At 41.6% G+C, this 12747-nt stretch carries 12 protein-coding genes; 4 read left to right on the top strand and 8 right to left on the bottom strand.

The annotated features are described in order from the left end of the window. Positions 1–74 precede the first annotated feature (74 nt). Together NI469_RS06730 and NI469_RS06735 are read right to left on the bottom strand one after the other, a co-directional pair. Positions 75–1175 (bottom strand): BMP family ABC transporter substrate-binding protein, encoded by a 1101-nt coding sequence (locus NI469_RS06730; RefSeq protein ID WP_253174685.1) that lies wholly within the window; start codon positions 1173–1175, stop codon positions 75–77. 713 nt (positions 1176–1888) lie between these two features. Then, on the bottom strand, positions 1889–2944 hold the full coding sequence (locus tag NI469_RS06735; RefSeq protein WP_253174686.1) for an aromatic ring-hydroxylating oxygenase subunit alpha: 1056 nt from the start codon (positions 2942–2944) through the stop codon (positions 1889–1891). A gap of 279 nt (positions 2945–3223) precedes the next feature. Here NI469_RS06735 and NI469_RS06740 point away from each other — a divergent pair, with 279 nt between their 5' ends. Next, entirely contained in the window at positions 3224–4147 is a 924-nt protein-coding gene (locus NI469_RS06740) for a LysR family transcriptional regulator (RefSeq protein WP_253174705.1), read from the top strand. 81 nt (positions 4148–4228) lie between these two features. Here NI469_RS06740 and hpxO read toward each other — a convergent pair whose 3' ends face one another. Continuing rightward, positions 4229–5386 (bottom strand): FAD-dependent urate hydroxylase HpxO, encoded by a 1158-nt coding sequence (hpxO, locus tag NI469_RS06745; RefSeq protein WP_253174687.1) that lies wholly within the window; start codon positions 5384–5386, stop codon positions 4229–4231. A 212-nt stretch (positions 5387–5598) separates the two neighbouring features. Between hpxO and alc the strand changes: the two genes are divergently transcribed. Then, on the top strand, positions 5599–6603 hold the full coding sequence (gene alc / locus NI469_RS06750; protein ID WP_253174688.1) for an allantoicase: 1005 nt from the start codon (positions 5599–5601) through the stop codon (positions 6601–6603). Between the two features lie 12 nt (positions 6604–6615). Then, complete coding sequence (locus NI469_RS06755) at positions 6616–7113, top strand: ureidoglycolate lyase (RefSeq protein WP_253174689.1); 498 nt, start codon at positions 6616–6618, stop codon at positions 7111–7113. Between the two features lie 57 nt (positions 7114–7170). On the opposite strand, the gene NI469_RS06760 is transcribed toward NI469_RS06755, so the two are convergent. The 5 genes from NI469_RS06760 to puuE form a co-directional block, all read right to left on the bottom strand. Next, the gene (locus NI469_RS06760) at positions 7171–7884 is read right to left on the bottom strand and encodes an outer membrane protein OmpK (RefSeq protein WP_004280255.1); all 714 of its coding nucleotides are present in this window, start codon (positions 7882–7884) and stop codon (positions 7171–7173) included. Between the two features lie 126 nt (positions 7885–8010). Further along, positions 8011–9369, bottom strand: a complete 1359-nt coding sequence (locus NI469_RS06765) for a nucleobase:cation symporter-2 family protein (protein ID WP_253174690.1) — start codon at positions 9367–9369, stop codon at positions 8011–8013. Between the two features lie 30 nt (positions 9370–9399). Further along, positions 9400–9720, bottom strand: coding sequence for a hydroxyisourate hydrolase (uraH, locus tag NI469_RS06770; RefSeq protein ID WP_004646924.1), 321 nt, complete (start codon positions 9718–9720; stop codon positions 9400–9402). Beyond that, positions 9717–10220 carry a 2-oxo-4-hydroxy-4-carboxy-5-ureidoimidazoline decarboxylase gene (uraD, locus tag NI469_RS06775; RefSeq protein ID WP_004729754.1) on the bottom strand — a complete coding sequence of 168 codons (504 nt, stop codon included), beginning with the start codon at positions 10218–10220 and terminating at the stop codon, positions 9717–9719. The genes uraH and uraD overlap by 4 nt, the downstream gene beginning before the upstream one ends. A gap of 143 nt (positions 10221–10363) precedes the next feature. Continuing rightward, positions 10364–11326, bottom strand: a complete 963-nt coding sequence (puuE, locus tag NI469_RS06780) for an allantoinase PuuE (protein ID WP_253174691.1) — start codon at positions 11324–11326, stop codon at positions 10364–10366. Between the two features lie 310 nt (positions 11327–11636). On the opposite strand from puuE, the gene NI469_RS06785 reads away from it, so the two are divergent. Next, positions 11637–12686 carry a Rieske 2Fe-2S domain-containing protein gene (locus NI469_RS06785; protein ID WP_253174692.1) on the top strand — a complete coding sequence of 350 codons (1050 nt, stop codon included), beginning with the start codon at positions 11637–11639 and terminating at the stop codon, positions 12684–12686. Positions 12687–12747 lie beyond the last annotated feature (61 nt).

Consider the following 12747-nt stretch of genomic DNA (forward strand, 5'->3'; position numbering starts at 1 on the left):
TGTCAGGCATGCAAATGGATGCAGAAAAGTACATCAAAGTGTTTAAAGATTTTTAATTGCAAAATGGCAAAGCTTTATTTCGGTAATGAACCCTCTACGCCCTTCACGTAGTAATTCATTTTACTTAGTGCCGCATCATCTAGGCGCTTGCCTTTTGCCAAGACCAATGTACCATCCTGTTTATGAATCGGGCCGGTAAATGGATGCAGTGTGCCTTTTAAAATGCCATCACGTACGCTGAGCGCTTTTGCTTTAGAGGCTGCCGACACTGAAGGACCAAAGCTTTCGATATCGACGGCTTTTTGTTTTACGCCATACCACATTGCACTTGGTTTCCAGGTTTTCTTGCTGACTTGCGTCATTACCGGAGTATAAATTTTTTCCCAATGTAAAACCGATGCAGCAAGATGCGCTTTAGGGCCAAATTTGCTCATGTCAGAATCCCAGCCAAAAGCAAAGACACCTTTTTGTTCAGCCGCCTGTACCACTGCTGGAGAATCGGTATTTTGCATCAGCACATCTGCGCCTTGAGCAATCAAAGCCAAGGCTGCATCACGTTCTTTGCCCGGGTTAAACCATGAATTCACCCAAATGACTTTGGTTTTAATTTTTGGATTTACACTTTGTGCACCGAGGGTATAGGCATTGATATTACGGATAACTTCAGGAATCGGAAAAGACGCAACTACGCCCAATACATTATTTTTGGTTTTTTGACCTGCGACCACACCCAGCATATAAGCGCCTTCATAGGTACGGACATCATAAACCCCTAAGTTTTTCCCCTGTTTATAACCTGTGGCATGCATAAATACTGTATTTGGAAATTGCTTGGATACTTTTTCCATCGCATTCATATAACCAAATGAAGTCGCAAAAATAACTTTATTGCCTTGCTGCGCCAGGTTACGGATCACACGTTCGGCATCTGCCGTTTCCGGGACATTTTCGATATAGGAAGTTTTATATTTTCCAGCTAGTGCTTTTTCAGTTTTAATACGGCCCTGGTCGTGAGAATAAGTCCAGCCATGATCACTGGTTGGACCAATATAAACAAACGCGGCTTTATCTTGGGCCTGAACATTGGCGACAACGGCCATGCCCATTACACCACTTGCCATTAACACCCCTACCAATTTTTTCAATCCGGTTTTCAAGCTATTTTTTTCTTTCATTCTATTCTGCTCTTGGTTGTTCTGTGTCATGCAACACATGCTTTAAAATGACTTCACGCAAATGTGCTCAGTCTGTTCAATATATAATTAGCAATAAGCATTCCAGTTTTTATTAAAAATAATAAAAATAGGGTTTTAAAATAAGATATTTTTGTTTTTTATATTTAATAAAAGCGTACTTTTATTAAATATATAAATACTAATTTTATAATTGATCCTAAAATTTAATTTGATGAAAGGATTTTTTTATTTTTGCTTATAAGTGGTGCGATAAAATAAAATGCCTTAAATTTGCGCATTCCTTTTTTAATCCAAGCTTCATATTTTTCATGAGCAAAGATAAATTAAAATGATAGAACCATGTATTGAGCTTCATTGATGGATTGGAATTTTTTTATATAAGTTACTAATATTAAAATATATTAATATTTTTTATAATTCAATTTAGCTTGTAATGCACTGAGAGGGTAATGTTCTAAAGATATTATTCTTTTCTCTCCTCATTGAAGGAGGTTGGAAATCTCTAATCGGAGCTTGCCTGGATTGATTTATTTAATTTCCAAATTTTGAAAATATTAATCAATTTTAATTAATAAATAAGGACATATAAATAATATTTTGATCATTCAAAAATAATATAAATAAAAACTACTATATTAAAATATAGGGTTTCTATTTAAAGTTTAATCCATATTTTTAAATTTTAAAATATATTAGACAACATAACGTTTACTTAATCCCCACTCGGCTAAGATTCGACGATAGGTCGTTGAAGAACGATCCGCTTCAAAATGTGCTTCCATGGAAATATCGAGCGGTAATTCTTCAGGTTTCTGGCTTTCCACCATGTCCTGATCTTCGGCAAAAATTTGTGCATTGAAGTCATATACCGCCTGTAAATCTCCTGTGGTATCGAAGTTGCGTGTCAGCGGCACAAATAACCGAGTTTTATTGTGTGAAACCGGACAACAGGCATTGAGAATTTTTAATTGTCCCTGTTCTGGGAAATGTACGGTAAGTACTGCAGAAAACGGCGGATAGACATCAAATACACGTTTCCACAAAAAGCCTTCTGGTGCTAAATCTTGCATACCATGTGGATAGTTGCTGACACTGCTGACATATTCGGTATGCAGGCCGTAATCTGTACGTTCTGTCGTGTATTTGGGTACAACCTGATTTTCAGGATCTGCGAAAGAACCCTGATGAACCCAGGCAAAATGTGCAACATCAATAAAGCCTTCCAGTTGACGACCACTTGAGCCGGCAATATCCACAAACGGCGGTAAAATTGCCTGATGATCTTGCATCTCCCAGCTATCTAAAACAGGAAAATTGGCTTTTGCTTCGTCACGGCCAAAAATACTGGTCCAAATCAGGCCATATTTTTGCACTACAGGAAATTTAGTCAGAGAAAAACGCTCAGAAATGTTGGTCAGCTCGGGTTGTGCAGGAATTTTGATACATTTTCCCTGACCATTGTAGTGTAGACCATGATAAGGACAGACCAGATTTTCACCCGAAACCCAGCCTTTGGTTAAGGGTACGCCCCGGTGTGGACAGAGATCACGAACCAGGTGAATTGCACCACTGTCTGTTTTATACAGTGCAAGTTTGACATCAAGCAGGGTTACTTGTTGCGGTTGGGTAGAAACGTCCTGAATCCGTGCAACCGGATACCAGTGACGAGCCAGAATTTCCCAGTCCTGATCATCAAACTGGCTATAGCAGGGTTTGTTGAATAAATTGATGACTGGAATGGCGTTCATATCAAACCTATATTCTTACTGTGGATGGTCTCTTTTTACAGGCCTTGAACAGTACAGAACTGTGCAATTTTGGCTTTGCTTATGATTGAAATTACTTAATTTATTGTCATTCTGTCTATTAGAATGATTCGTACTATTCATTCTTGAAATTAGAACACATCAACCATGTACAAATGTACTTGCCGAATAAAGCTGCCTTCTTTGGCATAAAACTCGCATAAACACGTTTATCTCAAATATTGATATAAATAAACGGTGGTTCTTCGCTTGACTAAATTAATGAATACGCCTTTTTCCCGATTTTCAGAATATTTTATCGCGGTGGCGAAAACGGGAAGTTTACGCAAGGCCGCAGATCAATTATTCATTTCCGTGTCTGCAGTACATCGGCAAATTGCTTTGGCTGAAGAAGAACTGGGAATTGTGTTATTTGAGCGTTTGCCCCATGGTTTAAAACTGACACTGGCGGGTGAATTACTCTATGCCGATGTTTTAAAATGGCAAAAAGAATTCCAGCAAACCCGGATTCGCTTTGATGAAATTCAGGGGCTTACGCGTGGGACCATCGAATTTGGTTTAATTTCTGCCTTAAATGATGGTTTTGTCATGCAGTCCGTGCAATATATGTATGAACATTATCCCTGGATTAATTTTAATATCCGGGTTGCAGACAGTGAAATTGTAGCCAAAAAAGTGATTGAGGCAGATCTGGATTTTGGCCTGATCCTGAATCCAAAATCCCATCAACATATTGAAGTCCTCTATTTTCTGGAACTGCCTTTAGGTTTTGTGATGGGTAAGTCTCATCCTTTTGCTCAAGCAGAAAAGATTTATTTTTCAGATACCTTGAATGACAACCATTTTATTCCGGCCGAACCCCTGATTATTCATGATTATGTACAGGCACTGTATAAACATCATCAATTTATACCTGCACGTAAAACGGAATCGAATGATATCCGCCTGATGAATACTCTCATTAAGGCGAATTCCGGGATTGGAATTTTTAGTTATCTCGATGTTTTACCGTATGTCGAGCGAGATGAAGTGGTCTTTAAACCTATCTCTGAAAAAGGGCTGCATCCGCTGACCATTGCCCTCTGTGTGGCGCCTAAACGCCAGATTTCACGCGTTTCCCAGTTGATGATCAAACATATTATTGAACAAATGGAAGCCTTAAAAAGCAAGGTGCAGCAACTGTAGTATTTTCATACCTAAATAACAAAAACCGCGATAACTAAAATCGCGGCTTTTATTTAATATTAATGATGAAATTAACTGTTTTTAATCCAATGGATTACCCACAATATTGCTAATAATGCCTTTCATAATATGTGGGCCTTGCTCTTTCCGTAGGTCTGCATACCAGTCTTTGGTAATTTGCTCATCTTTCATATGCGTGACATCACAACGCTTACGTGCACGTAGCAGCAATTCATTGGCGCGTTCATTGCGTTTATTCTGATAGCGTTTGAGGGCATCTTCCAGACCTAGCGTATTAATTTGTAAGGCACGTGCCAGATAGACCGCATCTTCCATTGCCTGGCAACCTCCCTGTCCGATATCGGGTGTGGTGCTATGTGCTGCATCCCCTAAAATTACCACACGGCCCTTATAAAACCGGGTAAAAGGCTCAATATCATGGATCTCGACACGATTGGTTTTCTGCTCATCAATACTGTCAATTAAGCGCTGAACCTGTGAGCACCAGCCAGAAAAATACTGTTTTAATAGGGTCTTATATTCCAAACGCTGATTTTCCAGACCTGCGGGCAATGGCACATCAAAGAAGAAATAAAAGCGATGCTCTGCCACAGGCATCAGTGAAGCACGTTTGCCTTCACCGACAAAAGTGGTCCACTGCTGTGCAGGCGCTAAATCTTCAGAGATCTCAACCAGTCCGTTCCAGTTCACATAGCCGGCATAACGGCGTTCAACCTGTTTGCCCAAGACATATTGACGCGTCATGGAATGCGTACCATCCGCACCAATCAATAATGCTGCAGAAGCAGTGCTGCCATCCTGAAAACCGATTTCGACGTGTTGCCCCTTATCCTCAATAGACACCATTCTTTTACCGAGCTGAATATCCTGCCGGCCAAACGCATCCATTAACATATTTTGTAATTCAGCACGCGATACCGGATATGGACGTTGACCGACTTCTTCAATTAACGGCGCCAAACTAAACTGCGTCATGACCTCGCCATTCAAACCATCGATATAGGCTAAGTCATTCATCTGGCCACCTAGCTTTGCAACCTGCTCAGTTAAGCCCAGATAATTCAAACACTTCACCCCATTCGACCACAAGGAAATTGCAGCACCGACAGGTAAAATCTGTTCTGCCTGCTCATAGATGGTGACCCGATGTCCGAACTTTTTTAGTGCAATTCCTGTGGTTAATCCGCCCATACCTGCCCCAATAATTGCAATTTCCATCTATTTCTCCTGGCTATTTCATCTTCATTGCCAGCTAAAATGCTAAAAACGTGCCATCCTTGAAAAAAGATGCACTAAAAAAATTGCGAAAGTTGGCATACGCTGTGCTTTTAAATTCCTTCAATGTCCTGTTTTTATAAATACAGAATCAAATCTGGGTTTATAAAAGTGCATATTCATGTGACGTATAACAATGATGATGGAAATTTAAGATGGCGACCTTATTAGCTCCAATTTTTGATCTGCCTGCTCCAGTACAGCAGTTAACTAACCTTGCAGATGCGCGAATTGGCGCAGAAATTCTTGAATGTTCAGATGAGTTTTTTGCTGAAGCGAAACGCATGTTGCAGTTTGAGGCACCGGTCTTTATCGAAGACAAGTTTGATGAGCATGGCAAATGGATGGATGGCTGGGAAACCCGTCGCAAGCGCCACGCGGGCTATGATTGGGCCATCATTAAACTTGCTGTTACAGGTCAAATACAGGCACTGGATATTGATACGACTTTTTTTAGCGGTAATTATCCGGCCTCTGCTGCTGTGCAAGCATGTTATGCGCCAGATGGAAATCTTGATCAGGCAGAATGGATCAGCATTATAGAAAATAATGTCTTGGGCCCCAGCCAGCATCATATTGTTCAGATTTCAGCAAAGCAGATATTTACCCATGTCCGTTTGAATATTTATCCTGACGGTGGGATTGCACGTTTTAAGGTCTATGGTCAGGTAAAAATCAATCTGCAAGATAGTGATCAAATGCTAGATGTTTTGGCACTAGAACATGGTGGCCGTGTCGTTGCCTATAGCGATGCGCATTTTGGACATCCACGCAATCTGATTAATCCGGGACGTGGCATTAACATGGGCGATGGCTGGGAAACCAAACGGCGTCGTGCTCCAGGATTTGACTGGTGCATTTTGGCTCTAGGCGCCAGTGCCCAAATCGAGAAAATTGAAATTGATACCGCCCATTTTAAAGGTAACTTCCCTGCCGAGGTTTCTATTCAAGCCATCTATGTTAAGGATGCAACCGATGAGCAACTTATTCCACAAAGTATGTTCTGGCCTTTTTTGTTAGAAGCTCAGCCTATGCAAATGGATCATATTCATCATTACATCAATGAGATTTTACAACACGAAAAAATTTCCCACATCCGCGTCAATATGATTCCCGATGGCGGTATTAGCCGGATTCGGCTCTGGGGAAAAGTGGCCTAAATGATGAATAGCATGCATATGCAAAGTATAAAAATACAGCCTTTAAGCACGGAAAGTTTTCTGCCTTTTGGAGAAGTGATTGCCTGTCAGGGTAATCATTTTTTTCATATCAATGAGCAGCAGACTGAGCGTTATCATGCCCTGTCTGAAGTAGAAAGTGATGCCAAGGTTGGACTGAGTATTTTTAGAAATATACAAGCCACGGCAATTCCTTTTCAAATTTCGATGCTGGAAAGACATCCTCTGGGTTCACAGGCTTTTATTCCGATGCACGACCAGCAATTTTTAATCGTTGTAGCGCCTGAACTTGATCATACACAGCCCGATATTAGTCTGATTCAGGCATTTATCACTAATGGTTCTCAAGGGATAAATTATCGTGCCGGAACCTGGCATCATCCCTTATTGACCCTTGAAGCACCCAGTGAATTTGTGGTGGTGGATCGTATAGGCAACGGATCAAACTGTGATGTTCATCCCTTTCCTGAAAACATCCAGATCGTACTTTAAACGCATTAAAAAAAGCCCTTTTATCAGGGCTTTTAACTTATTTCTTCATCACTTTGCCTAGAAGTGATATTTCACTAAAGCACTGACATTATTTTCATCGGCATTTGGGATACCGAATTTGTTGTTCCAGATAGAATGTTCAATCCCCAGATATAAATTGGTGTCTGGAGAAATGTGTTTACCGACATTCCATTTCCATTGGGTGGTCCAGTTCATCTCGCTGTCATGAGTATCTTCTTCTGTAGACCAGTCCAAGAAGCCATCCACCAGAAATTCTTCAGTTCCCAGTTTAATTGGCACGCCATAGGTCAGTGTCAACTGGTAATCATCATCAATATTCTCATTATTCACGCGATAAAGGTTAATGCTGGCATAACGGAAATATGGAATATCCAGATCGAAACCTACGCCGTACAGGAAGTTATCAAAACCCTCTCCACCTTCCCAGGTCGTTGAAACCAGTACATCTTTAACCGGACCAAAGGCAAGCTTCTGACCCGACACTTCACCCAAGCTCAAACGTGGTGAAAATTCAAAATAACTTGATTTAAAGTCATCTGCACCGCGCATACGGTCAATGAAGAAGAAGACATCTGCATATTTTACTTTTGCCGTATATTCAAAGGTCGCAGTCGCCTGTTTCTCATCGACCACCTCATAGTTTTCTCCATAAAGTCCGGTGACACTGAAGTCTTGCCAGATCGGTTTTGCCTGTGCGGATGCCGCACCCAATACAAGTAATGTTGCAGCAGTAAGTTGAGTGAATTTCATAAATAAGGGTCCCCAATGGAATGAAAGAATCACATTCTGAATTAAGCAAAAACAAAGCCAACATTTTTAATTTTTGATAAAAAAACAGCCCATTTTCTGGACTGTTTTCATCCTGGTTTAAATTTTCTAATGGGGAAGCTTTGCCACGACTTCGGCTGTTGCCGTACTTTTATTTTTAAATAGGTTTAGATGATTGAACAACAGGTTGAGTAAAATGGCCATTAAGCAGGTTGAGCTAATCCCCGAATGAAATAAGGTTTGTACCCATTTGGGAAAGTTGGCATAAAAGGAATGATCAATAATTGGAATCATACCGGCAGCAATAGCGGTCGCAACAATGATGAGATTTTTTTGCTCGTTATAATCAATTTTAGCCAAGGTACGAATCCCGCTTGCAGCGACTGTTCCAAAAAGTACCAGACCTGCACCACCTAATACCGGTACAGGAATGGCAGCAATCAAACGTCCCATAATGGGCAGTAAACCCAGCACTACTAAAATCATGCCACCCGCAGCGACCACAAATCGGCTTTTAATTCCGGTAATCGCCACCAAGCCGACATTTTGCGCAAAAGCACTTTGCATAAATGAACCAAAAACCGGTGCCATCGCACTCGATAACATATCGGCACGCAAGCCATTCGAGATACGATCCGCATCCACTTTGGTACCTACAATCTCACCCACTGCAATGATATCTGCTGTGGTTTCGGTCATAATCACTAGCGTAACGATAAGCATGGAAATGATGGCAGTGAGCTCAAAAGTCGGTAGTCCAAAGGCGAAGAAGCTGGGTACCTGAATCCATGTTCCATTCGCAACTTTAGAGAAATCACCAAAACCGAATAAATAAGCCAGTACTGAACCTAAAACAATTGCCAGTAAAATAGATAAGCGACGAATAGCAGCATGTCGGCTCAAATTCAGGCAGACGACTAAAGCTAAAGTCATGAGTGCCAGACCAATATTTTCGACACTTCCCCATTCTGGTGCCTTGGGATTGCCGCCCATCATCCAGCGGACTGCTACAGGTAATAAAGACAAACCAATGATAGTAATGACGCAGCCTGTCACGACTGGTGGAAAGAAACGGATAATTTTGGAGAAATAAGGCGCGAGGAAAAAACCGATCAATGAGGCGACAATGACCGCACCGTAAACTGCTTGCAAACCACCGCCTGTGGTCACAATCGCGACCATCGTCGCAACGCCAGCGAAAGAAACCCCTTGTACCAAAGGTAATTTCGCGCCGATATATTTCACCCCAACGGTTTGCAAAATTGTGGCTAAACCACCCACAAATAGCGCCGCTGCAATCAATAATCCAATTTGATAAGCTTCCAGACCGGCGGCCGTTCCCACGATTAAAGGTGGTGCAATAATTCCGCCATACATAGTCAGTACGTGTTGCAAACCGTAAGCTGCACTTTTTCCCGCACCTAAATATTCATGTTCAGGTGATATTGTTTTACTTTGTTCTGTCATTTTTCTCACCCTCAAAGTCTAAATATAAAATCAGCTTCCGCGATATGTGGAGTACGCGAATGGGCTGATCAGTAAAGGAATATGAAAATGCTGGGACGCATCTTTCACATAAAAATGAATAACTGCTTTAGGAAAAAAAGTTTCTAAACCCGAATTTTCAAAATAGGCAGATGTAAAGAACTCAAGACTATAGGCACCCGCTTTAAACTCGGTCATGCCGAAATCACTGACGCGGCCGTCTGCATTGGTTTTTGCTTCCCTAATCAGGCGACCGTCTTCAGCAAAAAGTCGAATGACCACGTCTGTCGCAGGTTTTCCCAGATGTGTATCTAAAATATGCGTGCTAATCATGCATGAAGCTCCTGAGCCAGTCGTGACAAGGCAATTTCTGCCAGTTGATGATGGACAATACGTTTCTCAATCTCTGGGTCATTTAGCAAACGATAGTTCAGGGCTTGAAGGACGTCTTCACTGCTCAATCCAGCGGCTTTGATCAGAAAGATAAACCCATATTTTTTCTCATAGGCAAGATTGCCTTTAAGTAGAGCGAGCTGGGTATCTTTATCTGCTGTAATACCGGATTGTTCACGATGGGAAAAGTCTTTTTCTATTTCACTTAATTCAGCCTGTGCCTGTTTTTCACCTATACGGGGATGATTATCCAGTGCAGTTTTAATCTCATCCCAACTCCAGGTCGCCGCTTGTTGTTGCGCTGCATTCAAAATATCCTCAAGCGATGCATAAGGACGTTTTGCGGCAAGCTCGGTCGACCAGCTGGGTATTTGCACACAGTGCTTTAAAAAGATCATCGCATCTTCTGTTGATGCTTGATTAAATTCAACAAGTTGCACTCTTCAATCGCCTGATTATATTGCTTGGTTATTTAAAACTGGTTTTGCAATAACAGTGCCAAAGCTGATGTGTTTGTTATTTTTATAAAGTGCATGACTCAAAAAAGAGCATTTAAACTGATCTTTTCAAATACATTTTATGATTATGGCGCATGATGGTTATACCAGTGCTCGGCAATATCCCCACGGCGGCAAATCCAGACCTTGTCATGATTTTGAATGTAGTCCAGGAACTTTTGTAGTGCTTTAAAACGTCCCGGCCGTCCTAAAATACGGCAGTGCATGCCAATCGACAGCATTTTTGGCGCAGTTTCTCCTTCGGCATAGAGCACATCAAAAGCATCTTTGAGATATTGATAAAACTGCTCCCCGCTATTAAAACCGCCAGGCGAACTGAATTTCATGTCATTGCTATCCAGGCTATAAGGAATAATCAAATGCGGACGTGTTTCCCCTGCCTGATTGGTCAAGGTGCTCCAAAATGGCAAATCATCTCCATAGTAATCAGCGTCATATTTGATTTGAGGAAATTCAGCCAGAAGTTGACGGGTATTCGGACTGTCCCGACCGGTATACCAGCCGATCGGTGCTTCACCAAACAGGCTTTCCAAAACGCTGATCGCCTGATCCATATATTGGCGTTCCAGTTCAAGCGGCATGTCCTGATAATGTAGCCAGCGCTGACCATGTGAAACGACATCATAATGAGCTGATTTAATCGCCTCGACCACATAAGGATTACGTATTAAGGCCATGCCGACTCCAAAGATGGTCATCGGCAAACCACGTTTCTGAAACTCCTGATGAATGCGCCAGAAGCCTGCACGTGAACCATATTCGTACATCGAATCCATCGACATATGTTTGTCTGGAAAGCTGACAGCACCAATGATTTCTGATAAAAACTGTTCTGAACCCGCATCACCATGTTCAATGTGGTTTTCCCCACCTTCTTCATAATTCAGCACAAACTGTACCGCGACACGCGCGTCGTTTGGCCACTCCACTTTCAGTGGTTCATCATGATAGCCAATCAGGTCACGCGAATAAGGTGCACTGCGAATGCTGTCAATAAGTTCTTGTCCGCGTAAGTAGCTAGTCGTCACATCAATTCCTTGTCGATTCTGAGTAAATGATCAATTTTCTATACGCGTGATAAGCAATTTATGCGCCAAACTAGAGCATTGAAACTGAGAGCACGCTTTTAAAAAAAATATTTTCAGCGAAATTTAAGCTTAGAAATATCCCATCTCAATATTTGCGTGGTTGAATATAAAAAACCTAGAAAGATGCTTATTTGTTTTCAATCGCCGGTCAGTGTTCTGATTTACGCAATCCTATGTCCTATTAATTGAAATTTCATAGAACACCTTGCTGTTTTATAGTCCAGCTAAAGGTCATGACACAGAACCCATTATGAATACAAATATCGCCGCTTTTAGTCCCGACTTACCAGTCCATATGACATTCGAGGAACATGACTGGCATCTTTTGGCTCAGTACTGGTATCCGATTGCACTTGCGCGTGATATTACAGATCAGCCAACAAGTAGCATGCTGCTTGATATGCCTCTGGTGATTTATAAAATGAACGATGAACTGGTGGTGGCGAAAGATGCATGTCCGCATCGCGGTGTACCTTTAAGCTTGGGGAAAAATGACGGCCAAGGCGTGGTGTGTCGTTATCACGGTTTACGCTTTGGCAGTGAAGGTAAATGCAACCGTATTCCTGCACATCCTCAGCATAAAATATCGGAGCGTTTCCATCTGAAAACTTATGCTGCGGTAGAAAAATATGATCTGATCTGGTGTTCGTTAAGCGCTGAAAAGGATGCAGAACCTCATATTCCTCATATGCCTTTTTGGGATGATGCTGAGTATCAGCAACTGGTCTGCCCTCAGATAGACATTCAATGTTTTGCAGGAAGACAGCTCGAAGGTTTTATTGATGTGGCACATTTTGCCTGGGTGCATCCAGACACTTTTGGCGATCCGGAGGATGTAGAAGTTCCTGATTACAGTACGACAGAAACGGAGGTCGGTTTTAATGCAGATTATATCAGCAGTGTGGGACGTTATCCGATCGGAATCGAGCAGCGTGGCCAGGAAGATTTTAAATGGTTACGTCATTTTGAAGTGAGCCTACCCTTTACTGCAACACTTACGATTCATTTTCCAAATCATGCCAAGCAGGTCATCATGAATGCGGCTTCACCCATGACTGCGCGTTCAACACGACTTTTTGCACCTATTTGCCGCAATTATGATAAAGATTTACCGGTTGAAGATGCCTATGCCTTTAATATGAAAATTTTCGAGGAAGATCGTGTGATTGTAGAAAATCAGAAACCTGAATATTTACCTCTGGACTTATCTTTAGAAGCGCATTTTCCGGCAGATCGGAGTTCAAGCATGTACCGAAAATTACTACGTAAACGGGGATTTAGTCCTTTATTTGCCGCTTAAAATTTTATTCAAAAGAAAGATTCACAATAAATAACCAGAGCTAGCGCTCCTCTGATATTTA

This window comes from Acinetobacter lwoffii, assembly GCF_024129735.1.
Lineage (GTDB): Bacteria > Pseudomonadota > Gammaproteobacteria > Pseudomonadales > Moraxellaceae > Acinetobacter > Acinetobacter lwoffii_H.